At 63.0% G+C, this 24,396-nt stretch carries 19 protein-coding genes and 2 pseudogenes; 8 read left to right on the plus strand and 13 right to left on the minus strand.

Annotated features, from left to right (window positions below; genetic code table 11):
* Window positions 1-2 precede the first annotated feature (2 nt).
* Genes Y958_RS15035 through tnpA form a run of 5 tightly spaced genes read right to left on the minus strand, consistent with a single transcriptional unit; the run spans window position 3 to window position 3,975 of the window.
* Entirely contained in the window at window positions 3-863 is an 861-nt protein-coding gene (locus Y958_RS15035; protein ID WP_088870550.1) for a site-specific integrase, read from the minus strand.
* A gap of 39 nt (window positions 864-902) precedes the next feature.
* Entirely contained in the window at window positions 903-1,508 is a 606-nt protein-coding gene (locus Y958_RS15040; protein ID WP_088870540.1) for a plasmid pRiA4b ORF-3 family protein, read from the minus strand.
* Entirely contained in the window at window positions 1,505-3,151 is a 1,647-nt protein-coding gene (gene tnpC / locus Y958_RS15045) for an IS66 family transposase (protein WP_088870541.1), read from the minus strand. The genes Y958_RS15040 and tnpC overlap by 4 nt, the downstream gene beginning before the upstream one ends.
* Window positions 3,152-3,196: 45 nt before the next feature.
* A complete protein-coding gene (gene tnpB, locus Y958_RS15050) occupies window positions 3,197-3,544 on the minus strand; it encodes an IS66 family insertion sequence element accessory protein TnpB (RefSeq protein WP_088870542.1) in 348 nt (115 codons plus the stop codon).
* The gene (tnpA, locus tag Y958_RS15055; protein WP_088870543.1) at window positions 3,541-3,975 is read right to left on the minus strand and encodes an IS66-like element accessory protein TnpA; all 435 of its coding nucleotides are present in this window, start codon (window positions 3,973-3,975) and stop codon (window positions 3,541-3,543) included. The genes tnpB and tnpA overlap by 4 nt, the downstream gene beginning before the upstream one ends.
* Window positions 3,976-4,274: 299 nt before the next feature.
* Between tnpA and Y958_RS31440 the strand changes: the two are divergent.
* Window positions 4,275-4,364: pseudogene (locus Y958_RS31440) on the plus strand (transposase); the annotation flags it as partial.
* A gap of 16 nt (window positions 4,365-4,380) precedes the next feature.
* Here the strand turns inward: Y958_RS31440 and Y958_RS15065 are convergent.
* The 4 genes from Y958_RS15065 to Y958_RS15080 all read right to left on the minus strand — a co-directional run bounded on the left by Y958_RS15065 (window position 4,381) and on the right by Y958_RS15080 (window position 9,849).
* Complete coding sequence (locus Y958_RS15065) at window positions 4,381-5,325, minus strand: LysR family transcriptional regulator (protein ID WP_088872879.1); 945 nt, start codon at window positions 5,323-5,325, stop codon at window positions 4,381-4,383.
* A 50-nt stretch (window positions 5,326-5,375) separates the two neighbouring features.
* Window positions 5,376-6,716, minus strand: a complete 1,341-nt coding sequence (locus tag Y958_RS15070) for a spinster family MFS transporter (RefSeq protein WP_088872880.1) — start codon at window positions 6,714-6,716, stop codon at window positions 5,376-5,378.
* Window positions 6,716-9,001: a TonB-dependent receptor gene (locus Y958_RS15075; protein ID WP_088872881.1), complete on the minus strand. Its 2,286-nt coding sequence runs from the start codon at window positions 8,999-9,001 to the stop codon at window positions 6,716-6,718. The genes Y958_RS15070 and Y958_RS15075 overlap by 1 nt, the downstream gene beginning before the upstream one ends.
* Before the next feature lie 179 nt (window positions 9,002-9,180).
* The gene (locus tag Y958_RS15080; RefSeq protein WP_004271720.1) at window positions 9,181-9,849 is read right to left on the minus strand and encodes a FadR/GntR family transcriptional regulator; all 669 of its coding nucleotides are present in this window, start codon (window positions 9,847-9,849) and stop codon (window positions 9,181-9,183) included.
* A gap of 154 nt (window positions 9,850-10,003) precedes the next feature.
* On the opposite strand from Y958_RS15080, the gene Y958_RS15085 reads away from it, so the two are divergent.
* The 4 genes from Y958_RS15085 to Y958_RS15100 all read left to right on the plus strand — a co-directional run bounded on the left by Y958_RS15085 (window position 10,004) and on the right by Y958_RS15100 (window position 15,025).
* Complete coding sequence (locus tag Y958_RS15085) at window positions 10,004-11,020, plus strand: ornithine cyclodeaminase family protein (protein WP_186291414.1); 1,017 nt, start codon at window positions 10,004-10,006, stop codon at window positions 11,018-11,020.
* On the plus strand, window positions 11,017-12,489 hold the full coding sequence (locus Y958_RS15090; protein WP_088872883.1) for an NAD-dependent succinate-semialdehyde dehydrogenase: 1,473 nt from the start codon (window positions 11,017-11,019) through the stop codon (window positions 12,487-12,489). The genes Y958_RS15085 and Y958_RS15090 overlap by 4 nt, the downstream gene beginning before the upstream one ends.
* 17 nt (window positions 12,490-12,506) lie before the next feature.
* Complete coding sequence (locus tag Y958_RS15095) at window positions 12,507-13,526, plus strand: dihydrodipicolinate synthase family protein (protein WP_088872884.1); 1,020 nt, start codon at window positions 12,507-12,509, stop codon at window positions 13,524-13,526.
* 386 nt (window positions 13,527-13,912) lie between these two features.
* The gene (locus Y958_RS15100) at window positions 13,913-15,025 is read left to right on the plus strand and encodes an ISAs1 family transposase (RefSeq protein ID WP_088872885.1); all 1,113 of its coding nucleotides are present in this window, start codon (window positions 13,913-13,915) and stop codon (window positions 15,023-15,025) included.
* A gap of 582 nt (window positions 15,026-15,607) precedes the next feature.
* Here Y958_RS15100 and Y958_RS32400 read toward each other — a convergent pair.
* Window positions 15,608-15,739, minus strand: a pseudogene (locus tag Y958_RS32400) (IS3 family transposase); the annotation flags it as partial.
* A gap of 266 nt (window positions 15,740-16,005) precedes the next feature.
* Here Y958_RS32400 and Y958_RS31450 point away from each other — a divergent pair.
* The 3 genes from Y958_RS31450 (at window position 16,006) to Y958_RS15125 (ending at window position 18,825) form a co-directional block, all read left to right on the plus strand.
* On the plus strand, window positions 16,006-16,611 hold the full coding sequence (locus Y958_RS31450) for a DUF6152 family protein (RefSeq protein WP_145727588.1): 606 nt from the start codon (window positions 16,006-16,008) through the stop codon (window positions 16,609-16,611).
* 56 nt (window positions 16,612-16,667) lie between these two features.
* Window positions 16,668-17,438, plus strand: a complete 771-nt coding sequence (locus Y958_RS15120) for a hypothetical protein (protein WP_088872888.1) — start codon at window positions 16,668-16,670, stop codon at window positions 17,436-17,438.
* A 109-nt stretch (window positions 17,439-17,547) separates the two neighbouring features.
* The gene (locus Y958_RS15125) at window positions 17,548-18,825 is read left to right on the plus strand and encodes a hypothetical protein (RefSeq protein ID WP_088872889.1); all 1,278 of its coding nucleotides are present in this window, start codon (window positions 17,548-17,550) and stop codon (window positions 18,823-18,825) included.
* Here the strand turns inward: Y958_RS15125 and Y958_RS15130 are convergent.
* The 3 genes from Y958_RS15130 to Y958_RS15140 form a co-directional block, all read right to left on the minus strand.
* Window positions 18,773-20,128: a hypothetical protein gene (locus tag Y958_RS15130; protein ID WP_088872890.1), complete on the minus strand. Its 1,356-nt coding sequence runs from the start codon at window positions 20,126-20,128 to the stop codon at window positions 18,773-18,775. The genes Y958_RS15125 and Y958_RS15130 overlap by 53 nt on opposite strands.
* A gap of 149 nt (window positions 20,129-20,277) precedes the next feature.
* A complete protein-coding gene (locus Y958_RS15135; protein ID WP_244909526.1) occupies window positions 20,278-21,606 on the minus strand; it encodes a glycoside hydrolase family 183 protein in 1,329 nt (442 codons plus the stop codon).
* Window positions 21,607-21,750: 144 nt separating this feature from the next.
* Window positions 21,751-24,117 carry a TonB-dependent receptor gene (locus tag Y958_RS15140; protein ID WP_088872891.1) on the minus strand — a complete coding sequence of 789 codons (2,367 nt, stop codon included), beginning with the start codon at window positions 24,115-24,117 and terminating at the stop codon, window positions 21,751-21,753.
* Between the last annotated feature and the right edge of the window lie 279 nt (window positions 24,118-24,396).

Here is a 24,396-nt window from a genome sequence, read left to right on the forward strand (position 1 = left end):
GCTCAGGCGGGAGGCACCACCTCCAGCTTCAGGCGGTCGAGCGGGCTCTCGGTGCGCCGGATGACGCTGTTGGAGACCTGGGTGTACCGCGCCGTGCTCGACAGGTTGCTGTGGCCCAGCAGGACCTGGATGATGCGGATGTCCGTGCCGTCCTCCAGCAAATGGGTGGCGAAGCTGTGCCGGAGCGTGTGGACCGTCACGCGCTTGGCCAGCCCGGCGGCGGCACAAGCCGAACGGCAGGCCGAATGGAGCACCTGCACGTCCATCGACCGGCTCCCGTCCCGGCCGGGAAACAGCCAATGACCGGGCCGGGCCAGGCGCCAATAGGTGCGCAGGATGCCCAGCAACTGCGCCGACAGCATGACGTGGCGGTCCTTGCCACCCTTGCCGTGCTCGACCCGGATGACCATCCGCCCACCGTCAATATCGCCGACCTTAAGGCTGACGGCCTCCGACGCCCGCAAGCCCGCCGCGTACGCCGTCGTCAACGCCGTCCGGCTCTTCAGGCTCGGCACCGCTTCCAGGAAACGCACCACTTCGTCCGCGCTCAGCACCACCGGCAGCTTGCGTGGCTCGCGCGCGTACGGGATGCGTTCGGGCAGATCGCCATACCCCAGCGTCACGCCATAGAAGAACCGCAGGGCGCACACCGTCTGGTTCAACGCCGGCCACGATATCCCCGTGGCGACCAGATGGACCTGGAAAGCACGGACGTCCTCAAGACCAAGGCGGTCCGGCGACCGCCCAAAATACCGGCTGAACTTCGCCACGGCATGCACGTAGGATCGTTGCGTCGCCGGCGACAGATTACGGACCGTCATGTCCTCGATCATGCGGCGACGTAGAGGGCTCAACTCGGCCATCGCGGAACCTCCGTAAGCGTCAGCGGATCGGCGAGCAGTTCAAGGGTTGACGGCCTTCTTCATTCTTGAAGCGCTGGCGATCCGCTTAAGAGTAATGCGGATCTGCTCTTCATCGATATCGTCGGGGTCGTAGGGGCCGCCGTACCAGTCGAGGGCTTCCTTCTTCTTTTTGCTGCCTCTGCCCTTGTCGGGCCCGGCGATGTCATCGAGGAAGTCGTAGTAGCCGGGAACTCCGCCGCAATCCTCGGGCGGGCAGCGCCGCTCGCCACCAAGGAACTGGGGATAGGGCTGGTCCGGCTGAGCGGCCTCGACGCGCTCGATGATGATCTGGTGTTCCCAGTTGTCGCCCATGTCGTAGACGTAGCCGAACGTCTCGACACCGGCATCGAGCAACTTTTGTAGCTTGATCGTGCTGGCGCGCTTGATAGTGCGCCCCCAGTCCATGCCATCGGGATCGGGAAGGCCGTAGGTGGCCCCCTCGACCTCGAACTCCCACAGATGGTAGTCGAGCCAGCCCATGGCGGCCTGGATGATCTTGTGGAGCGCCGCGAGGCTGGTGGTGCCGCGCACGGCAACGCGGCGCCAGACCAGGGGTTCGGTATGGAGCAGTTCGATGCGCAGGATGGCAAGGGTGTCGGCGGTCATGCCGCGAGTTTGTCAGCCCGGCGCATCCAGTTCCAGGGCAGAAGTTCGGCCAGCCGGTTGATCGGATGCCCCTTGGCCATGCGGTCCAGGACATCCGCCAGATAGGCCTCGGGGTCGAGCCCGTTCAGCTTCGCCGTCTCCAGGACGGAGTAGAGGAGTGCCGCCCGGTCGCCGCCCGCCTCGGAGCCCAGGAACAGGAAGTTCTTCCTGGTGATTGCGATGCCGCGCAGGGAGCGTTCGGCGGGGTTGTTGTCGATGGCGATACGGCCATCGGCGACATAGAGGGTGAGCGCCTCCCAGCGGTTCAGCGCATACCCGATCGCCTTGCCCAGCGTGTTCTTGGCCGACAGGCGCCGTTGCTGCGCCTCCAGCCATGGCTTGAGGTCGTCGAGGATGGGAACGGCGAGTTGCCGCCGGGCGTCCCGGCGCTGTTCAGCCGACAGGCCGGTGATCGCGGCCTCGACCTCGTAGAGCCGCCCGATCCGGCGCAAGGCCTCCTCGGCGATGGGTGACCTGGTCTTCTCGTACTGGTCGTAGAGATGCCGCCGCGCATGCGCCCAGCAGGCAGCATGAACGATGCCCGATGGGATGATGCCGGGCTGGACCAGGCTCGATGGCCGGGTCAGTGCCTCATAACCCGTATAGGCGTCCGCCTGGATCACCCCGCTGAACCCGGAGAGATGCTCACGGGGCCGTTCGCCCTTGCGATCCGGGCTGAAACGATAGAACGCCGCTGGCGCACGCTCCCCGCACCAGGGCCGCTCATCGACCAGGTAGGTCCAAAGCCGACCGAGCCGGGTCTGGCCGTTGCCGGGGGCCAGCACCTTGATCGGCGTGTCGTCGGTGTGGATGACTGGCGCCGCCATTACATGGGCACCGATCAGACCGGCCAGGGGGGCCACCCACCAGGCGGCATGGCCGACCCAATCGGCCAAGGTCGCGCGCTCGATCGCGATGCCCTCGCGCGCCAGGATCGCCGACTGCCGGTAGAGCGGCAGCCCGTCCAGGTACTTCGACACCACGACATTGGCCAGCAGGCCGGGCCCGGGGCGGCCCTTCTCCACCGGCAGGTCTGGGGCAGGCGCCTGGAGGATGACCTCGCACGCCCGGCAGGAGAGCTTCGGCCGGATGTGGCGGATCACCTTGAGGCGGGCCGGGATCTTCTCCAGCACCTCGGTCACGTCCTCGCCCAGCTTGGAGAAATGCGTGCCGCCGCAGCCGGGGCAGACGTCACCGGGGGAATGGACGACCTCCTCCCGCGGCAGATGCTCCGGCAAGGGATGGCGCACCGGATGGCGCTGGTCCCGCTGGCGCCGTTCCGGGGCCGCGTTCCCGGCATCCAGCGACGGCGCCGTCCGGGCGGCTTCGCCTTCCTCCAGGTCTTCCAGCATCAGTTCCAGTTGCGCGATCTGCCGGTCGAGCTTCTCCGATGAGCGGCCGAACTGCATCCGGCGGAGCTTGGCCAGTTGGGCCTTGTACTGCTCGATCAGGAGGCGCGCGCCAGTCAGTTCCGCCCGCGCCGTGGCCAGTTCGGCCTCGCGTTCGGCGAGCCGGGCACGGAGCTCGGCGATCTCTGCGGCGGCGGCGGTCATGGGGCGGATTCTACCCGAAAACGCCGCCGTCGGCAGCGTGGTGGACAGCATCCGAGTCACTATGACGCGCCGGGGGCCGCACGGGACCGAGCGCGCTCAGCAGGCCGCGTCCGGCTGCCAGGTTCGCACCGGCGTCCGCCAATCGATCCCTTCCAGCAGCATGGAAACCTGGGCGGCGGTAAGCGCGACCGAGCCCTCCCGGGCCTGTGGCCAGACGAACCGGCCACGCTCCAGCCGCTTGGAGAACAGGCAGAGGCCCTGGCCGTCCCACCATAAAATCTTGATCAGGTCACCCCGCCGCCCCCGGAAGGCGTAAAGCGCGCCGTCGTGGGGATCAAGCCTCAGCATCGTCTGCACCTGAGCGGCCAGGCTGTCGAACCCACGGCGCATGTCGGTCGCGCCGCACGCCAGGTAGAGGCGGACATTGCCCGGAAGGCCGATCACGACAATGCCGCCAAAACCCGGCGCAAGGCCGCCTCACCGACATCGCCGGTGATCCGCAGGCGCACGCCGGTCGGCAGCTCGACCTCGACCACGCCGACGGCAACGGGCGTCTGCTCCGCCACTTCAGGTACGACAGCCGGTGCGGGCAACGCCGCATCGGCAACAACCGAGACCGGCACGAACCCCGTCAGCTCACCCGACCGGAACTGCTTGCGCCACGTCGATAGCTGACCGGTGCTGATACCGTGCATGCGGCACGTCAGGCTCGGCGACGACCCCGGCGCCACGCTCTGCGCCAGAACCCGCAGCTTCTCTTCGGTACTCCAGCGCCGCCGACGCTCCGGCCCGCTCAAAACTTCGCCGTGCAACTCCGAAGCGCTCGTATGAGCACTTCGAAGCGCCTCCTTGCCGATCACCGTCACGTCATCCATGCGTCCACCACTCAAGCCGAGCGGCAAGCATGCCCATCAATAACGCCATGGGAAGGCGGGGCTGCGCTGACGCTTACGAACCTCCTGTCTGTGGATTGGGCTTCGACAACCGCAATCCTCAGACCGGAGGCCTCATACGCCAACAGCGGCGCCATTCCCGCGACAGCGGGTTCGTTCAATCCCCTTAGTGAGAGTCGCCATCAGCGCTCTCTGGTATTAGTGAGGTGGAGCAGTTGCTCTGCTGTTGTCAGTAACGCTTGCATCGGTGTCAATCGGTGGGCGGCTTGGGCGCCGATGAGGAACATCGGGCCAAGATCCACTCCACGAACCCCATCGAACGCCTCAATGGCGAGATCAAGCGCCATACCAAGGTGGGTATCTTTCCAAATTCGCAGCGCAGTTCAGTCATGGATTTGCTGCAGGGCAGCAATCTTCTCCCGTTGCGTTCTGAGACGATGCGCATTCCCTTAAATAGGCCCTGAGCCATGCGATCCCAGGATCATGCTCAAATTGCGGATGCCATTGCATCATTTCTACGAGCGGGGGCAGTTCTATGGGAACCGGCAGAACGCGTAGCGGCATGTATCGGGCATAAAGTTGGGCCAGCCGGGTGTGCATGGTCGTGATGAGATCTGTGCCGACGATGATGGAGGCAACGGAGGAGAAGTCAGGTGCGACGGCTGCGACTTTCCTGATCGCTCCATATCGGTTCAGGAACCCCTGCTCAAACGTGCCTGACCGTTTGTCCCCCATCATCACCGTGACATGTGTCATTTCCAAATAGTTCTCGAAAGTTAGCGCCCCGGGAACAGAATCATTTCCCGTCCAGGCCACACAGCTATAGGTATCCTTGAACAGAATTTCCCTTGGTTGTTCAGGGATTAGGTAGGAGTCCGGCGATATGATCAAATCAACGTCGCCGCAACTCAGCCGGCCAGCCATGTTGTCGCTGGTGGCGCTGATGTCGAACTGGATGTCCGGGGCGTCTTGGCGCAGGCGGCGAATGGCATGGGACAGCGCCACTTCCGTTACATAATCGGATGCTGCGATACGGAACTGGCGCCGGGCGGTGGTGGGATTGAAAACAGGTCGCGCTTCGATGGCGCTTTGCACCCGGACAAGAATGTCGCGCACCGGCTCCATCAGGGTTTGCGCCAAGGGCGTCGGTGCCATGGTACGGCCGACCATCACCATGATCTCATCGTCGAAATAGACGCGTAGACGGGCTAACGCCCCGCTTGTGGCCGATTGACTGAGGTGCAGGCGATTGGCGGCCCGGGAAACGCTGCGTTCTTCCAGCAGCACATCCAGAGCAACCAGCAGATTCAGGTCCAGATGGCGGAAGCGCATTGATTTCCACCCGTATCGGCGAGGGAGGGCTGGTGGCTCCCCGGCTATTGTTATGGACGGCGCACGTTCTCGTAGGCCCGTTGGCCCGCCAGGCATGCGATGAACCCGGCGATAATTACCGGCACCAGGACGATCATCAGCGACGCGCGCAGGGCGCGCGGATCGTGCAGCACATGGTCGGTGACCAGTGCGATCAAGGTCGGTGCCAGCCCCATGCCCAAGAGGCCGGAGAAGATGAAGTGCAGGGAGATGGCCCGGCCGCGCAGGCGGTTGGGGGTGATGTCCTGAATGGTCGGCGGCACGCTGGCCAGCCCAAGGCCGCTGCCGAAGGTCAGGAAGGCCATGGCCATCAGCGCCGTTTCCTTGGTGGGGGCCACGGCCAGGGCCAGCAGGCCCACCAGTGCGATGGGCCACCAGATCAGCGGCACGAGGAAGCGGCCGCCAGCGCGGTTCGACGCAACCAGACGGTCGCTGATGGCGCCGCTGGCCAGGCAGCCCAGCACGCCGGCCAGGGCGTTCACCGGACCCAGCATCAAACCCACCTGGGCCGGTTTCATGCCATAGGTGCGGATGAAGAAGCTGGCGCCCCAGGTGGCGAAGGTCAGTCCGACGAAGGCTGTCAGGGCGGAGACGACATAGACGGCGGTGTACGCGCCCCTGGCCGCGCCCAGGTGGGCGAAGAATTGTCCGAACGTGGGCTTGGTCGTCACCTGCGCGTCCTTGCGTGTCTCTTCCCGCACCGTGGCCATCAGGCCGGCCAGCACCAGGCCCGGCAGGCCGACGACGAAGAACACCGCCTTCCAGGTGGTGGTGGGCCCCAGGCCGGGTAGCGACACCTGAGGCGCGTCACCCAGCAGACGCAGCACGATCCCGCCCAGCAGCAGGGAGGCGCCGACGCCCAGGTAGTTCGACATGTTGTAGGTGCTCATCGCCCGGCCACGCTGGCGCGGCGGGAAATAGTCCGCGATCAGGGAATAGGCGGCCGGGGCCAGGCACGCCTCTCCGATGCCCACGCCGGCGCGGGCGATGAACAGCTGCCAGTAGCTGGTGGCCAGCCCACAGGCGAAGGTCATGATGCTCCACAGCGCGATGCCGACCACCAGGATGGTGCGGCGGCTGGCACGGTCCACGATGGCGCCGAAGGGAAGGCCGAAGGCCACGTAGAACAGGGCGAAGGCGCTGCCCTGAAGGAAGCTGATCTGTGTGTCGGTGATCGCTAGATCGGCCTTGATGGGCTCGACCAGCAAGGCGATCAGGTAGCGATCAAGGTAGGAGGTGATGCCAACGATCAGCAGCACCAGCACCACGTACCAGGCGTAGGCGGGGACTGGGTACTCGGCAGCCCCCGGGGGCAGGGCGGCCGCGCTTTCCGAACGCGGATCAGCGCCCATCAGAATAACCTCCGCACCGTGACGCCGAAGGTGCGCGGCTCACCCGGGAAGATGATGAAGGTGTTGGCCTGCAACGGCGCCTGGGTGCGCAATGTCGCGTAGTACCGGTCGAACAGATTGTTGGCGTAGAGCGAGATCGACAGGTCGTCCCGGCTTTCAACCGTGAAGGAGGCGTTGACGATGGCGTAGCCGGGTTGCCGGTTGCCGGCCAGCAGCGTGGTGTTGGCGATGTAGTCCGTCACATAGCGCGCGTTGACGGTGCTGTTCAGCGTCCAGTCAGGCGTCAGCGGTACCGAATAGGTGGCGAAGGGTTGCAGCGTCCATTTGGGCGAGTTGCCCAGGCGGTTGCCGGCCAGGGTGGCGTCGGCCGTTTCCTTGCCGTACTGGGCGATGATGAACGCTGCGTTGCCGCCCAGGGTCAGCCCCTTGACGGGGTTTAGCGACAGTTCCAGCTCCACGCCCTTGGACCGCACGCTGGCCGCCGTCTGTACCTGGGTCGACAGCGTGGTCTGGTCGCGGGTCTGGAACTGGAAATTGTCGAAATCCATCAGGAAGGCGGTGGCGTTGACGGTCAGCATGCGATTGAAGGCATGGCTTTTCAGGCCGACCTCGTAAGACTTCACCGTCTCCGCCGCGAAGGTGCCGCTGACGGTCGCCGGGTTGACCGTGGTGGGGCCGCGCGCATCCTTGGCCGCGTTGATGCCGCCGCCCTTGTAGCCGGTGCTGTAGTTGGCGAAGATCATGTCGTCCGGGGTCAGCTCATAGGATAGGCCCAGGGCGTAGGTCCAGTGGCTGGCGGAGTATTTGCCGCCGATGGGGTTGTCGGGACAGAAGGCGCGGGCGGCGCTGGGCACTGGCGCCTTGCAGCGTGCCGGCAGCGGCATGCCGTAATAGTCGGCCACGCCGTCGGTGTAGACTTGGCCGCTGCCGGTCTTCTCCTCCGTCAGCCAGCGCAGGCCCACGGTCGCCTTCAGCTTGGGCGCGATCTCGATGACGTCATGGGTGAACAGCGACAGCCCGCGCCCTGATTGGGAGAAGGTCTGCTGCGTGTCGCCGCCGCCGGCCGGGTAATATGAGGCCGGGGCGATGCCGCCGGACAGCAGGTTGTAGAAGCGGCCGGCGTCGGTGCCGAAGACGCTGCTCTGGCTGGCGCCGATGGTGTTGTCATAGCCGAAGACGCCGAACAGCAGGTCGGCCGGCCCCTGGGTGGTGGTCAGTTGCGCCTCCAGCGTGTCCATGCGGTCGCGCAGCTGCTGGCCATAAACGTTCAGGACGTTGGCCGAGGAGTTGTCGCTGTCGTAGCTGTCGGACGATCCGAAATAGCGGTGGCCGTAGGTCACCTTGGTCTGGAAGTCCTCCAAATCCCAATTGGCGATGGCCGTCACCGCGTGGGCGTTCACCTTGGAGTCCATGGGCCCGTTCAGGGCGACCTTGTAGCGGTTGTCCTCATTGGCGGGGTTGAGGATGGTGCCGCCGGCCGCCGCCATGGTGGCCGCACCGGACCCCAGCGACAGATAGGGGGCGGCGCAGCAGGCCTCATCCTTGTGCTGCACCTCGCCGATCAGGCGCAGGCTGAAGGTCTCGCTGGCCTTCAGCAGCAGCTGGGCGCGGAACTGATAGCGGTCGCGGTCGTTCAGGTCGCGGCCGTCGGTGACGTCGTGGATGTAGCCATCACGGCGGCTGTACAGGCCCGACAGGCGGAAGGCCAGCTTGTCGGCCACGATGGGGCCGGACACGTCGCTGCCCAGGCGCAGGGTGTTATAGTTGCCGTAGGTGATGGACCCGTCACCCGACCAGTCGAAAGTCGGTTCCTTGGTGATCACGTTGATGACGCCGGTGGTGGTGTTCTTGCCATACAGGGTGCCCTGCGGCCCGCGCAACACCTCCACCCGTTTTACATCCATCAGGTCGGACAGCGCCTCGCCGGGGCGGTTGAGGTAGACGCCGTCCTCGAAAATGCCGACCGATGGCTCGAAGCCCACATTCTGGCTGGACGTGCCGACGCCGCGCAGGCGCACCTGCGTGCCTGAGCTTTCGGAGGTAGAGGTGGAGATGAACAGCGATGGGGCGATCTGGGGCAGGGCCCGTGCCTCGGTGATGCCGGACGAGGCCAGGGTGTCGCCGCCGATGGCGCTGATGGCCATGGGGACGCGCTGCAGGGATTCCGATCGCTTGGTCGCGGTCACGATGATCTCGTCCAGCGCCTCAGGCGCGCTTTCCTGAGCCATCGCCGTGTACGCAAGCAGGGGCAGTGTGGATGCGACCACCAGAGACAACGCCTTCATTCTTCCCTCCCGGTTATGATTTTTGCTGGTTCTATAGGGGGAAATTGATGCGTGTCAATATGTCATTTGATTCGGTAATTGATTTGGTGATGGCATCAGGTTTGTGGCGCACGGCCGCGGCCCCCCCCCCCGCGCCATGCGGCGGCCGGGGAATGATCTGGAAAAGGAGAGGGCGCGCGTCAGCGCAGGCCGAACAGCTTCGTCCGGACGGAGCGAAGGTGGTCGCGCATGCATTGTTCGGCGCGCTCGGGATCATGGGCCCGGATGGAGTCCACCAGCACGCGATGCTCCCCATCGGAAACCGCGGTGGCGGTGGCCATGGCCGCGCCGAACACCGCGTCGATGCGGCTGTCCAGGCTGGGTCGGCCCTGGGTGCGCAAGGTGTCGTACAGCAACAATAACAACATGTTATGGCTGGCTTCCGCGACGGTGCGGTGCAGCCGCTCATCCAGGCGCCGCCACAGCGCCAGGGATTGGACGGCGGACATTTCCGCCAGGCAGGCGTCCATGGCCTGAAGGTCGGCCGCCGTTGAATGGATGGCTGCCTGGGCGGCCAACTGGGGTTCCAGCACCAGGCGGGCATCCATGATGTCGCCCAGGCTGATCGGCAGCGGCGATTGCGCCTCGGCCGTCAGGTCGCGCGGACCGACGAAGGTGCCCTTGCCCACGTGGCGCCAGATCAGCCCTTCCTCTTCCACCCGCTTCAGCAGGGTGCGCAGCTTGCCGCGCGAAACGCCCAGCAGATCGCTCAGCTTGGGCTCGGGCGGCAGTCGCTGTTCACCGGATCGGCCGGTCGCCTCGATCAAATCCCGCAAACGGCTCAGGTCATCCACAGCCACCACCGGCATTCCCCCATCTCATGCGCGCATCTTAACGACTTTTCTGGCCGGCTCAATGTGATCAATAATTATATTGATGCAAGTCGATTGACATATTGATTGATCTGACGTAGCTGATTTGGGCGTCGCTCTGGCACTGGCGGCGGATTAAAAGGGGGCCTTCATGTCTCAAGATGACCAACGGCAGTCATTGCCGCTTTTCCTGACCGACGCGGACGTCCAGTCGGTGTTCGACTGGCGGGCGGCAGCCGACGCCTTGCGAGCCGCTTATGCCATGCCCGCCCAGCCGGAGATGTTTCCGCCGCGCATCATGGCGCGGGGGCCGGGCCTGTGGCTGCGCACGCTGAGTGGTATCGCTCCGGACGGCGGTCTGCTGGGGGCGAAGCTGATCACGGCGAACATCCATCAGGGCATCGCCTCCTACCTCATTCCCCTGCTGGATCAGGGGACGGCGGAACTGGTGGCGCTGCTGGACGGCAATTCCATCACCGGATTCCGCACCGCCGCCACCTCCGCCATGGCGGCGGACGCGCTGGCGCCGGCGGGCCCCCTTCGGGTCGCGGTGATCGGATCGGGCTTCGAGGCCAAGAACCATGTCCGCGCCCTGGCGGCCCTGCGGCCCTTGAGCCAGGTGACCGTTTTCAGCCCCAGCCCGGACAGCCGCGCCCGCTTCACCGCGGAACTGGCGGACCTGGGTGTCCCCCTGCGTGACGTCGACAGCGCGCGGGCCACGCTGGACGGCGCCAACGTGGTGATCTGCGCGGCGCGATCCCGCGACGAAAGCCCAACCTTGCTGGGCGACTGGCTGCTGCCCGGCATGACGGTGATCTCCATTGGCTCGACCCTTCCGGAACAGCGCGAGTTGGACCCGGAGGCCATCCGTCGCGCCGACCTGATCGTCGCCGACATGGTGGACGAGGTGGCCCACGACACCGGCGACATGATCGCGGCCGTCCAGGCGGGCGTGGGCTGGGGGGATAAGCTGGTGGCGCTGGCCGACGTGGTCGGCGGGCGCCATCCCGCCCGCACCAGCCCGGATCAGATCTTGCTCTACAAATCGGTTGGCGCCGCCATCCAGGACCTGACCGTCGCCGCCTTGTGCGCCGGCCGGGCACGGCAGTCAGGCATTGGCACCGTGCTGCCTGTCAGCATCGCGCCGGTGCGGAAAGGCAAGAAATGACCTACCCCACGTTCGATGATCCCGCTCTGTTCAAGTCCGCCGCCCATGTCGACGGCGTCTGGATTGAGGCCCGGCCGGGTGAGGGACGTCCCCTCCTGAATCCGTCCACGGGCGAGCGGCTGGCCCTGATCCCGCAGTTCAGCCGCCAGGAGGTGGCGGCGGCCATCGATGCCGCGCATCGCGCTTTCCTCGGCTGGCGGGCGCTGCCGGCCAAGGCGCGCGCCGTCATCCTGCGCCGCTGGTTCGACCTGATGGTCACTCATGCCGACGACCTGGCCCGCCTGATCGTGCTGGAGGAAGGCAAGCCCTTTGCCGAAGCCAAAGGGGAGGTCGCCTACGCCGCGTCGTTCGTTGAATGGTTCGCGGAGGAGGGGAAGCGGGTGAAGGGGGACGTCATGGCGGCGCCGGAGGGCACGCGCCGCATCGTCACGCTGAAGGAGCCCGTCGGCGTGTGCGCGGCCATCACGCCCTGGAATTTCCCGGCCGCCATGATCACGCGCAAGGCGGCGCCGGCGCTGGCGGCCGGCTGTACCATGGTGGTGAAGCCGGCGGAGCAGACGCCGCTGACCGCCTTCGCTCTGGCCGAACTGGCTGCCCGGGCAGGGGTGCCGACGGGGGTGCTGAACATCGTCACCGGCCCGGCGCGCGTGGTGGGGGCGGAGCTGACCGGCAATCCCCTGGTGCGCAAGATCACCTTCACCGGGTCGACCGAGGTGGGCCGCGTGCTGATCGCCCAGTCGGCGGCGACCATCAAGAAGATGTCCATGGAACTGGGCGGCAACGCCCCCTTCCTGGTGTTCGACGACGCCGATGTCGACAAGGCCGTGGCCGGCCTGATCGCCACCAAGTACCGCAACACCGGCCAGGCGTGCATCAGCGCCAACCGCGTCTTCGTTCAGGACGGCATGTACGACACCTTCGCCGCCAGGCTGGCCCAGGCCGTCGGCGCCCTGCGGGTGGGCGACGGCTTCGAGGAGGACGTGCAGCAGGGCCCCCTGATCGATGACGCCGCGGTGGCGAAGGTGGAGGCGCACATCGCCGACGCCGTGGCCCAGGGCGCGAGGGTGACGCAGGGCGGCGGGCGCCATGCCCGGGGTGGCCGCTTCTTCCAGCCCACCGTGCTGACGGGCGTGACCGCCGGCATGCGCATTTGCAAGGAGGAAACCTTTGGGCCGGTGGCGCCGCTGATTCGCTTCAGCGATGAGGCGGAAGCCATCCGCCTGGCCAATGACACCGAATACGGCCTGGCCGCCTATCTGTTCGCGTCGGACGCCCAGCGCATCTGGCGGGTGGCGGCGGCGCTGGAGAGCGGCATGGTCGGCATCAACACCGGCCTGATCTCCAACGAGGTGGCGCCTTTCGGCGGGGTCAAGCAGTCCGGCCTGGGGCGCGAAGGCTCCCTCTACGGCATCGATGAATACCTGGAACTGAAATACCTCGCCTGGGAAGGCGCCCGCGACAACACGTAAGAAAAAGGAAGAGAGCTATGGCCGGCTATCGCCGTAATGAGGCGCGCGAGTGGGCGCGCGAAAAGCTGGTGGGCGTGGTCAATTGCACCATCCCATCCTTCACCTCGGACCTGACCTGCATCAACGAGGCGGCCATCCGCCACGACACCCGGCTGGCCATCGAGCATGGCTTCATGGGCACGCTGGGTGTGTCGGAGGTGTCGATCACCCTGCCGGAGTATCTGAATTTCCTGCGCATCATCAAGGATGAGGCCGGCGAGCGCCTGGTGGTTACCCATCACGCCAGCTGGAACAACCTGGACCAGAACATTGAGGCGGTGCGCGGAGCGGAGGCGGCGGGGGCGGAATTCGTGCTGCTGTCCTATCCGCCCAACTTCTATCCGGAGAGCGAGCAGGACATCTACGACTACACCAAGGCGGTGTGCGACGCGACCAACCTGGCCGTCATGCTGTTCCCCATGTTCCTCTGGGGCTTCTCCAGCCGCATCCACCCGTCCGACATTCCGGCCAGCCTGATCCGCCGCCTGCTGGACGACTGCCCCAACATCGCCGCGATCAAGGCGGAGGGCGGCTTCCCCTCCATCCAGAGCGTGATCGAGTGCGACCGCCTGTTCGGCAAGGAGGTGGTGATCTCCATGCCCATCGAGGGCGAACTGATTCCGCTCAGCCAGATCATGCCCATCCAGCTGTCGGCCACCAGCGATCATGAGTACTACGGCCCCCTGATCCCGCAGGTTTTCACCCTGTTGCGTGAAGGCAAGTTTGATCAGGCGACAGCCATCTATTGGCAGCTGCATCCCGCCCGCAAGATCAAGGGCGCGCTGGCGGCCCAGATGCACGGCGGCAACTTCATCAACCGCCAGGCCTGGAAGTTCCAGGGCTGGCTGCAGGGGTACAACGGCGGTCCGCTACGCATGCCGACACAGCGCATTCATGACCCGCAGATGACCGCCCTGCGTAAGGGGCTAATTGATGCGGGCCTGAAGCCCAGCATGGATCCGTTCCGAGAGTTCTTTGTCGGGCGGAATCCCGCATAACAAGGGAATGTTCCCCATTGGGGGCCTCCCGCCATCCGGACGAGGTGCGCCGCCTGATCCTGGCGGAGTCGCTCATCCCCGGCATCAGCCCGGAGGAGTGATGAATCTGGCGACCGGCGGCTGCTGGCATTTCAGTTTCCACGCCCAGGTCAAGGTGGCGTCCATGCTCACCGGGGGAAGGGAGGCCGCCTACCTTCACGCCCTGGTATGACCTTGCCTGCCTGGACCTTCTTCGGCCAGAGCGGGTCCGCCGCCAGCCCGCGGCCCAGGAAAATGATATCGGTGCCGCCCACGGCAATCGCTTGAAGCGGGTCTTGACAAGACGGGGCTTTCGGAGCGGTGGCGATCTGTGATTCGTAGGAGGCTCCATTGATCTGGAGTTCTCGATGGCCGGTTCGCTTCTCGACCATTTTGCGGCGCTCAGCGATCCGCGGCAATCCTGGAAGGTCGTTTATCCACTGCCGGAGATCCTGCTTGTGGTGCTCTGCGCGACGATCGCGGGGGCTGAGGATTTCGTCGAGATTCGGCGCTGGGGCACGATGAACCGGGATTTCCTGCGGCGGTTTTTGCCCTATGCGGACGGGATACCGAGCCACGATACGCTGAATGACATCCTCAACGCGCTCGATGGCGATCTTTTCGCGCGATGCTTCGGCGACTGGGTCGAGGGGCTGCGCGAGGCCGAACCGGACATCGTCGCGATCGACGGTAAGACCTCGCGGCGGACGCATGACCGGGCGAAGGATCGCAATCCGCTGCATCTCGTTTCAGCCTGGGCCAGCCGGCAGCGCCTAGTGCTGGGCCAGCAAGCGTGCCAGGCCAAGTCCAATGAGATCACGGCCATTCCGTTGCTGCTCGACCGCTTGGCGTTGACCGGGGCGCTCGTCACCATCGATGCGATGGGCTGCCAGACCAAGATCGCCCAGAAGATCCTCGATAAAGGCGCCGACTACCTGCTGGCCATCAAAGAGAACTGGCCCAACCTGCACAGCGAGGTCATCCGCCACTTCGACGATCTGCCGGCCCCCGACACGTTCGAGACAACCGATGGCGAGCACGGCCGCATCGAGGTCCGCCGTCATATCGTCAGCCACGAAGTTGACTGGCTTACCACAGACCGCCGCTTCCCCGGCGAGCCCCGCTTCCCCGGCCTCAAGGCCATCGCCATGGTCGAAGCCGAGGTCGAGCGTAACGGCAAAACCAGCCTGGAACGCCGATACTACCTTTCATCTCAAAAACTCGACACGCGCCTCTTCGCTCATGCCGTCCGAGCCCACTGGCATATCGAAAACCGCCTCCACTGGGTGCTCGATGTCGTCTTCCATGAAGACTTGAGCCGTCTCAGATCCGGCAACGGACCCCAGAACATGGCAACCATCCGACACATGGCCATGAACCTCCTGCGAGGCGCAAAGGATAAGCACAGCCTCAAAGTCCGAAGAAAATCCGCCGCATGGGATACCCAATACCTTCACGCCGTCATCACACAGTCCGCATAACCCCCTTCAAGCGATTCCCCTGCGGTGCCGCCCTGGGCGATGGCAGTGTCCGCCGTCCCGGGCCACCGGATCACGCCGGCGAAGATGAGCGGCCTGCCGGTTGCCGCGGACATGCAGCGCGACGTGAGCAGGCGCTTCCCCTCGGGCATGAATATGGGTTCGACAATGATGTCCACCCGGCAGGCAGGCTCTCCAAATTCCGACCTTTTCGCATTTACTCGGACATGTTCCAACTTGTTCAGAACTTTTCCGAATTCGTTCCAGCGCGATGCCCAAACCATAGGAGCACGGATGCCGACCTTGAAAGGGCTGGCTTGTCCTTATGGGCGTTCAGTCCACCTAGCCGCCTGAGGTCAACGGCAGATAAAGCCAGGGCTCCATTCTTAGGGGAGCTACGAGGTGCTGAAGGCGTGCAAAGTCCAAGCTTTGCGGATGATGGTCTTTCCAAGACCGGATGGCCGCTGCCGCTGCCGCTTACGCTCCGGTGATCATCGTCCGCCAGCTGAGCCTCATCGCGACCGTCATCAACCACGCCCGGGCTGCCTGCGGCTCTGACGGTGCGGCTGGCCGGACTGGCCATGGAGACCGCCGCGCCCATTCATTCAGCGTCTGGTCAGAACAGCCGATCTTCGCTGCGATCGACTTCAACGCCATCCACCGGGACGGATGGTCCTTCTTGTGATCCAACCCTAGCCGCACCGTGCGGACACGCACCTCGGCGGAGAACTTGTTCGTCGTCGGCTCATCGTGGCTTCAGTCACTCAGGAGTGAAAGTCTTCGACGATCCGGCGCGTGTGTGGATGACCAGATGGTGCCGCCCTGTTCGCGATTACGAACGCCGCATCGACGCCTCCAAGGGAATGATCCTGACCGCAATGTCCGGTGTGCTCTTCAGACGCCTCGCGCACCCATAGAGTTGTCAAGCAGACTCCAGTCCTCGGACAGATGGTCTCGAGCTTGATGGAGCAGGATGTTCCAATTTGGATCGACAGCACGAAGGACCACCTTTTTCAGGGCACATGTATAGGAAAAATGCGGCGTGCGCGATGTTACGCAACATGTGCACAACCGTTTCACGACCGCTTCTCGATTTCCCGGTCCATCGCGACCGCTATTTTAAAACGGTACCGGGCCGGCTCGGCCGACGCTGTCGCAAGGCCCCGGCTTGGATGCCGTGCCGTGAGGCGCGGCGCCTTGCGCCGCAGAAGAGGAGTGATTTTCGGATGTACAGAATAGGAAAGTATGCCCTGGCTTTGGGCATCTGCGCTGCCGTGCTCGCGGAGCCCGCCATGGCGCATCATTCCTTCGCCATGTTCGACAAGAACAAACTGTCCGAACTCAAGAGCGTGACGGTGGTTCAATACACATGGGGCAATCCACACGTCTATATTATTGTCAAAAGTGACGAGACGACCTACACGCTGGAATGCGGAAGTATTTCAAACATGAGCGAGACGGGCTGGAAATTCAATACGCTCAAGGGTGGTGACAAGATCGACGTCGTGTTTTACCCGCTACACAACGGCAAGCCGGGAGGAGCGCTCAAAGTCGCGACTCTGTCCGACGGCAAGAAGTTGGAAGCGTGATGATCGACGCTTGCAAGCCCGTATCAGAATAAAAAAGGACAAGGGAAGGTCCTAAAATGGACTTTAAAGATATAGCGAGATTCGCTCTTGCGCTGACTATTTGTACGGAGTGGGTCGCCGACACCGCGTTGGCGGATACGGCCACCGCCCGCACCAAGGGTGAGCCGAACATCACCGGCGTCTGGGAACGTTATCCTAGCGCCTTCCCGGAGGGGGTCACCGCCTTCGACGATATTCCGCCACCCGGTAATGGACCCGACTTGAAGGAGCCCTATGCCAGCCAGTGGAAAGCTCAAGAGGCCAAACGCCAAGCGGCGCTGGACGCCGGCACACCACTTGTTGACGCTAGTACGCGTTGTCTGCCTGAAGGCATGCCGACGATCATGCAAGCCATCTATCCCATCCAGATCCTCCAGACTCCGGGGCAAATCACGGTCCTGGCGGAGCTCTTCATGCAGACCCGCCGCGTCTACATTGACCAGCCGTTTCCGGCGCCTGATGACCTTGCGCCATCATATTATGGTTTTTCATCCGCGCATTGGCATGGAGATACCCTTGTTGTAAAAACACGCGGTATTCGGAAGGACGTCCAGTTCTTCGAAATTCCTCATAGCGATGCGATGACCATCGCGGAACATTACCGACTGATCAAGCCCAACAGGCTGAGGGTGGATATCTCCATCGAGGATCCGGTATATCTCAATACGCCATACCGTTTTACATATGAATACAAGCGGAATGACAAATACCGGATATCCGAATATGTTTGCGATCATCGCCTTGACGTGATCAATTCCGATGGGACCGTGTCCCTCGGGGTAAAATGAATCGCAACGGCTTCAGGGCGCTTTATAGTCTCGCGGCGTTCCTGCTCTTGCCCTGGAGCGCCGCGCCATTGACCGCTAGCGCGCCGCCGGAGCCAGCCCAAGAAGGCAAATGAAGACCATCAGTACCTCGGCACCCGATGCGACTTCGCACGCCCTGGCCGAAGAGGCGCGCGAAGTGCGGGATTTCATCGCCTCCAATCGATCCGAAACCCTCCTGCGTCTTTTCGATTTTCTTCTTCGGCAGTCGATCGAGGGGCGGCGGCCCAAGGAAACGGAGATCGCCGTGGAGGTGTTTCCAGGGGGCCCTGCCGCTTCGGGCGTCCAGGGCTCACAGGTACGGGTCGGCATTTATCGCCTCCGCAAAAAACTTGATCTCTATTATGCGGACAAGCCCGGGAAGCGCCTCATCATTCCGCAGGGCGAGTACGGGTTCGTCCTCAAATCGCCGGATGCCTCCAACCACAATGAAAAAGCGCCTGCCGAAGACGAACGTGTGCGGCCGCGCCATGGCCACTCCGTTCGAGTGGCTGCCTCTATCCTGCTTTTAGCGAATGTCGCCCTGGTCTGGTTGCTTTTCAGAGGCACCATCGGCGTTGGCGGCCCGGCTGACCAACCGGCGTTCTGGCGGTCGTTCGGGGAAAAAACCACCGTCTTCGCTATGGGCGACTATTTCATGTTCATCAGCAAGCCGAGTGAAAAAGGGGTCGAGGAAATCATCCAGGATCCGTCCATCGACTCTGCCGATACGTTCTATGAATATGTCACCAAGACGGCAAGCGAAAGGGGCAGCCTCAGAAACGAGGATCTCTATGCGGTGAGTTCGGACATTGTGGGTTCGATCAGCAGGCTGTGGTCCTACCTCAAGGATTACCGGCTCACCGCTGTGGCATCGTCGGCGCTTGATCCCAATATCATGAAAACGTCGAATATCGTCTATGTCGGCGCGCTCGATGCTCTTAACCCATTGCTGAAGAACCCGCTTTTCCGCGCTTCGCAATTCAACTGCGCGACCACGTGCTACGAGTTGGTCGATAGGCCGTCCGGCCGACGGTTCCTCTCCGACAGCCCCTACCTGTTGGATGACGGGATCATCCCCCGGCGCGACTATGGCTATATAGCGGGCTTTCCGGGACCTTCGGGTAATCAGGTCCTGATCGTTTCCGGCACGGGGGACGCCGGAGTTACGCAGATGGCCGGCATCGTCACCGACGCGAACAAGCTAGAGGAGCTTCGCCAACGGGTCGGAGGGAACCTCAGATCATTTGAGGCCCTGTACCAGGTGCGCACGATGTTCAGTCAGAGCTATGGAAATTTGCTTTTGATTGCCCGGCCGATCAATTCCGACCGGATTTGGGAAACATCGGTAAATAATGGTTCCGTGCCCTAACGACTGGCGGTCCCTGGCCCTCCGTTTTCAGTGGTCGCGCGATCAGAAGGCTCGTGTCGAATATCAGCCCTCCAACGGTGCGGACCTGATAGAGCGCCTCGAACGCCGCCGCGCCATGCGTCTGACGGGCCAGCAGGTCGAGTTCACGTTTGTCGGACACAAGCTTGACCATACGGGAAAGCCCGGCATCTTCGATGCCGGAGATGACAAGGATCTGGTTGCCCGACGGCCCGGGATAGCTGGCGACATAGCCATAGTCATAACCGTAGGCCGGCGCGGCTGGATGCGTGGCGTCCGAATTCTGTGCGGATTCGGACCGCGCCGTGAATACTTTGCCTGAGGCTATGTCTCTCATCTCATCGAAATTTTGGCTGGGGACGAAACCGGACATTTGGAGGATGGGGGAACGCGGCGTCCCCAGCTGTGCGAAATAGTCAATAAATATGACATTCCCCGAGTCAATCGCGTCCTGGGACAACTGCGACACCGGGGTGATGTCCGGAATGCCGTGGTCGGCGCGCATGGCCGATATCAACGGCAAGATCGCCGCCGCTCCGGTGGCCACGCGCGCCGGCACCCGGTGAATGTCGCGATCGTGCAGCTTGCTGAAGTCGTCGGGATGCAGAGTCAGGTAATTATCGAGATCCCGTCCTGACTGGATTAGAGGATTCATGATAAGGCGCCGTGGCTTGCCATCGGGGCCACTTTCTACAACCACATAGAAGTCGCCTACGGCGATCACAGGCAACCGTTTATGCACCGCGACCGGCCGCCAAAAGGCCGTCTGCCAGAGGGGCGACGGGCCACGGTCCAGCTGCTCGAAAAGGAAGAAGGCAGCCCATCCGAGCACGCTCGCGGCGAACATGACCGCGAGCCGCCGCCAAGCCGCACTTCGGGCGGGCGGCGGTTCAGGAGGGGGTACGGCTTCCTCCTCCTCCGTATCCTCAGGCCCGGGGGCCAAGATCAGGCGATATTCCCCTTTGGGGATCTGCAAGCGAGGTCCGCTTTTTCCCGTATTGAAATGATCCAGCCGCTGGCGGAGCCGGGACATATGCCCTCGCACCATCGAATCCTGCGAGGTGTCGAACGCCGCGCTCTTGCCGAATACGGCCATGGCTATTTCGATTTCCTTGGGAGCCCGGCGATCCGCCGAACGCTCCAAAAGATAGTCGAATAGCTGCGTCAGGATCACGGAGCGGTTTTCACCCAGCAGCACCGCCCGGAACTGCGAGGCCTCAGCGGCGATCAGCGCTTCTTTCTCATCGCCGGGCTGATCAGTTGGCACGGTGAGGTTCGACCGCATAGTGGTTACCAGCAGGAGGTATCTCGTCCTGCCCCATCCGGAGTGTCAATGCGCCCCCCTTTGTTCAAACAGTTCGGCATTGCAGCGACGAGGCTGGCGAAACCGGGGCCTATCGTCAAGCACGGCCGGTTACGGCCTGGATCGTCGCGTCAACCTATATCCAGGTCGACGCGCTGGGCGTTGAAGGAGTAGCCGGGCATGGCTCTCCGCATCAGGGCGGATTCGGCAATGGCCGTTTCCTCCGGGGTTACCGGGCCCGCGGTGCCGGTACGGTCCGTATTTCCGCTGAACTCGCGGATTCCTTTGAGATCGGCCCAGACAAGCCAGAAGGACTTGCCATCGGGTGCGATCCATTTAGGCGCGATCTGGGGTGAATACGCCCGCGCGGCGGGGTCGCCACCGGGCGTCCAGGCGGCCTCCTCATGTACCTGACGCCAGGGCCCCCAAGGTGTCGCGGAGACCCAGAAGCCCAAATAGCCGGGCTTGGCGAATTCAGTGCCGTCAGGGGCGCAGCCCGTCCCGGCGCTGACCATCATGTACAAATCCAGGGGTTCGTTATAGACCACGCTCGGCAACCATGTTTCGACGACGATGTCGCCGGGGAAAAGGTTGGAGCGGTTGACCCAGCCACGCGGAAATACATGGACCGGCTTTCGTCCGCCGATGTCGGCCACCCATCGTGCCACGCCGTGGCCCGCCCATCCTCCGAAGAACTCATAGGCGTCGCGGTTGGGTATCCGGTCGATGGGCACCCGGAACATCATCAGCTCGTTCATCAGGCCATCGATATTGCCATTCGGGCCATATACATAAATATACCCGTCGCGGTTCGCGCGATAATCCTGGCCCATCTGGAGAATGGAAAGCAGTGAGAAACAGCCGTTTGGTTCGTTGAAGAAAGCGAGCCGCTTGCGCGACTGCTCCCTCCATCCCTCCCATCTGACCGGAGAGGTACCGTCCTGATTGCGCCATGACCGCCCACCGTCATCGGATTGAATGAGCTTGGCGGCTGTCCAGCGGCGGGGCCGCTCTGCCGCCTGGTCCAGCGCGCTCAGAAATTGATATATCCGGCCGCCCACAGCCAGCAGGCCATGTCCGTGATAATGAGGGGCGTCTTCCGGTTCGCCGGCTTCATCGACATGCGGGTAACCATCGAGTTGGGTCACGGTGGCGTCGGTCGGGCCGCCACCGATGCTCCACAAGGACCTCTTGAAGGATTTCGTGGGAGGATTGAGCCAACCTGGCCCGTCATTGACGACGACCAATTGACGATCGTCCGCGCCCCAACTCATCTTATAACCGTCCCCCAGGCTGGGCAGCCTCAGTATCGTTTCGTCTTGCCGCCGCAGGGACCGGACGGAAGCGGCGCCCCCCGAAGGGCGGAGTGCCGCCAGCACACCGGTGCTGGCGGTAGGCAGCGTCTGGGCCGCCATACCCATTGCCAGGGCCTGTATCAGGAAATCGCGTCTTTGCGGCATGCGAGATCACTCCGTGATCGAGGCGTTGGTCACCCTGCAGGAACTTGAGGTTTTTTCCAGCCGGGGCGGGCCGCCTCGGCTGGCTGGCTGCCCCTGGCCGGTCAAGCAGGCGACCTTCGAATTCAGGTCGCCGCGAAGTCCGCCTCAGAAACTCTGCTGGAACTGCACGCCGAACTGGCGTGGGCGGCTGACCACGCCACGGGGGTAGCGTTCATAGGTTCCGTCAGCAAGAAGCATCTGGCGTTCGAAGCCCGCGGCAGGCTGGTCACCAAAGTTCAGGCGTTCATCCAGCAGATTCTTGACGTAAAATAAGACCTGGGATTGCCCGAAACTCACGCCGATATTGCCGTTGACCATGTTGAACGCCTGGCGCACCACAAAGCCTCCGCGCCCGGTCGGGACATCGACGGAGCCGGTATAGCTGTAGTCGGCAGCAATAAAGAGCTGATAGTCTTGACTGAGGTCCACCTGGTAGAATCCAGATATGGTCCCACTCCATTGCGGAACCTGAGAAAGGGGACTGTTCGCGGGTTGCGGCAGCACGCCGGGATCCAGAAGGACGCCATCGGTATAGCCGAGCCCCAACTCGATCGTGAACGGCACCCCGGCGAAGGGACGGCCGGAAACCTCCATTTCGCCGCCCCGGATACGCGCCTTACCCGCATTCGTCGTGACGGACAGGGTGCAGGTGGGCAAATAAACCGACTGCTGGATGTCGGACCAGTCAATTTGAAAGACCGCCGCGGACGCACTGAGCCGGCCCTCTGCCAGCCGGCTCTTGATTCCGGCCTCATAGCTCCACAGCGTGTCGGATCGATACTGCCGCAACGCATCCCCATTCAGGCCCAAATGCGCAAGGTCGGCCGAACAAAGATCCGCTGGGAGGGATTGCTGCGCGCCCCCGGCCCTGAAGCCCTTGGACACAGAGGCATAGATATTGCCCTGCTCGTCCAGCTTATAGGAGACCACGGCTTTGGGAATGAGCCCCGACTCGCTGTTCCCGATGGCTGGCACATAGGATGACCCCGCGGGTAGGAAGACGAATCCCTGGTCCTCGTTTGCGTCGGTCTTCTGATTTGTCCAATATTGCCGCAGGCCTGCCGTGACGGTCAGCTTCGGGATGATCTCATAATATAGTTCGCCGAAAAGCGCCGCATCGTTGCTGTGAATGAACGTGCCATTGGCGGCGAGATAGGACGGATTGAAGCCCGCGTCGGCCAGCGCCGGAATCGGAGTGACCGGCACGGTGTCACGGCGGTTCTGATGCTGGTAGAATACCCCGGCAATGCCGGAAAGGTGCGGTAATAGCGTGCCATCATCGAAGGAAACGCGACTTTCGTGCGTGAGCCGCGTTTCGGTATGGTGGGTATCCTGGTAAATGGGTGTATTGCCGAAGTCGATCCCCGTAGCCTGGGTAAGGTACAGGTTGCTCCCCTCGGTGTCGTCTTCCCGCTCGTTGATCCGGCGCGCGAAATAGCTGGTGGAAGAAGCCACGGAGAAATCGTCTCCGGTATAGTTCAGGACGAACGACCCAATACCCCAGCGATCCCGGGAATATTCCTGCACGTCTTGGGCACGGTCCACCGTGTAGGACAAGGGTTTATAATCGGGGTAGGGTACGTAGGCGGCCGGAAAGCCGTGCAGGTCGCTTGACTGGCCCATGGCGCTGATGGTCGCCTCCACTTCGTCCGTCAGTTTGGCCCGAAGCGTGACCGACGCCGCGTAGGTGTCATTGCGACCCTGTCCATCCCTGGAGACAAGATTGCCGGAAGCATCGGGAAACCGGCGCGTGATGAATCCGGAATCCCGGGTATCGGCAATGGCGACATCGAGGCCGAGCCGACCGGGAGCAAGCACGACGTTTGCGACGACGTTGCCATCATAATCAAGCCCCCCGCCTTCGGTACCGCCGCCCTGCACCTGCACCTCGCCCGAATTCTCAGTCAATGAAGGCTTGCGGGTGATGAAGCGCACGTTGCCCCCCATGGAACTGGCACCGAACAGGGTTCCCTGGGGGCCCTTGAGCACTTCGATGCGATCGAGGTCCAGCGTCAACGGACTGACGGATGAGGGCACCGGCGTGTCATTGATATAGTAGGATGTCGTCCCACTGCCGGCCACGCCACGAATGGTGGTCTGGCGGCTACCGCTCCACAACAGATCCGCTCCTTGACCATATTGGAAGGTCAGGTTGGGAATGCGGGTCGCATAATCGGTAAAATTCTGAATGTTCTGCGTCTTCAGATAATCGGACGAATAGGCGGTGATGGAGGCTGGGACGTCCAATGCCTTCTCATCCTTCCGCCTGGCCGATACGACGATCTCGGCAATATTGAGTCCATCGCTGCCATCATTCTGCTTCGTGGCTTGCTCCTGTGCATAGACCACGCCTATTGGTGTGGACAGGACGGAACAGGCGAGCAGTAGCACGCGTAAAGACATGAACGTTTTTCGTTCATTTGGAATTGCGGTGCCGCATTCCAAGACCAGCCGATTCTTCAAACCCGTCATGACGGTTTGCTCTCCCCGATTTTGAAAATATGTTTGTTGGCCAGCTTGCGCTTCGCTCCCAGTCAGCGCTTGTCGCGGTTCAAGCCTCGACACCGTCATTTGGCTGGTGCTTCGCCGGCCTTGGCGGTCGTTTTTGAATCACAACAATGAAGCTGAATACGCATATTTGTTGCTTAATGTAAACGATGCTCGAGATAAACGCAGCAAGGCTGCTTGAAACTGTCCGGAAACGTTTCGGAGTGTCCCGTAACGTCGTCCGAGAGCGCCCGTACGTGTGTA

Origin of the sequence: Nitrospirillum viridazoti CBAmc (genome assembly GCF_000730165.1) — a bacterium.
Classification (GTDB): Bacteria; Pseudomonadota; Alphaproteobacteria; order Azospirillales; family Azospirillaceae; genus Nitrospirillum; species Nitrospirillum viridazoti.

Coding starts and splice junctions, on each gene's coding strand:
- Y958_RS15035 (WP_088870550.1), bottom strand. CDS start 863: ATGGCCGAGTTGAGCCCTCTACGTCGCCGCATGATCGAGGACATGACG.
- Y958_RS15040 (WP_088870540.1), bottom strand. CDS start 1,508: ATGACCGCCGACACCCTTGCCATCCTGCGCATCGAACTGCTCCATACC.
- tnpC (WP_088870541.1), bottom strand. CDS start 3,151: ATGCTGTCCACCACGCTGCCGACGGCGGCGTTTTCGGGTAGAATCCGC.
- tnpA (WP_088870543.1), bottom strand. CDS start 3,975: ATGGATGACGTGACGGTGATCGGCAAGGAGGCGCTTCGAAGTGCTCAT.
- Y958_RS15065 (WP_088872879.1), bottom strand. CDS start 5,325: ATGCGCTTCCGCCATCTGGACCTGAATCTGCTGGTTGCTCTGGATGTG.
- Y958_RS15070 (WP_088872880.1), bottom strand. CDS start 6,716: ATGGGCGCTGATCCGCGTTCGGAAAGCGCGGCCGCCCTGCCCCCGGGG.
- Y958_RS15075 (WP_088872881.1), bottom strand. CDS start 9,001: ATGAAGGCGTTGTCTCTGGTGGTCGCATCCACACTGCCCCTGCTTGCG.
- Y958_RS15080 (WP_004271720.1), bottom strand. CDS start 9,849: ATGCCGGTGGTGGCTGTGGATGACCTGAGCCGTTTGCGGGATTTGATC.
- Y958_RS15085 (WP_186291414.1), top strand. CDS start 10,004: ATGTCTCAAGATGACCAACGGCAGTCATTGCCGCTTTTCCTGACCGAC.
- Y958_RS15090 (WP_088872883.1), top strand. CDS start 11,017: ATGACCTACCCCACGTTCGATGATCCCGCTCTGTTCAAGTCCGCCGCC.
- Y958_RS15095 (WP_088872884.1), top strand. CDS start 12,507: ATGGCCGGCTATCGCCGTAATGAGGCGCGCGAGTGGGCGCGCGAAAAG.
- Y958_RS15100 (WP_088872885.1), top strand. CDS start 13,913: ATGGCCGGTTCGCTTCTCGACCATTTTGCGGCGCTCAGCGATCCGCGG.
- Y958_RS15120 (WP_088872888.1), top strand. CDS start 16,668: ATGGACTTTAAAGATATAGCGAGATTCGCTCTTGCGCTGACTATTTGT.
- Y958_RS15125 (WP_088872889.1), top strand. CDS start 17,548: ATGAAGACCATCAGTACCTCGGCACCCGATGCGACTTCGCACGCCCTG.
- Y958_RS15130 (WP_088872890.1), bottom strand. CDS start 20,128: ATGCGGTCGAACCTCACCGTGCCAACTGATCAGCCCGGCGATGAGAAA.
- Y958_RS15135 (WP_244909526.1), bottom strand. CDS start 21,606: ATGCCGCAAAGACGCGATTTCCTGATACAGGCCCTGGCAATGGGTATG.
- Y958_RS15140 (WP_088872891.1), bottom strand. CDS start 24,117: ATGACGGGTTTGAAGAATCGGCTGGTCTTGGAATGCGGCACCGCAATT.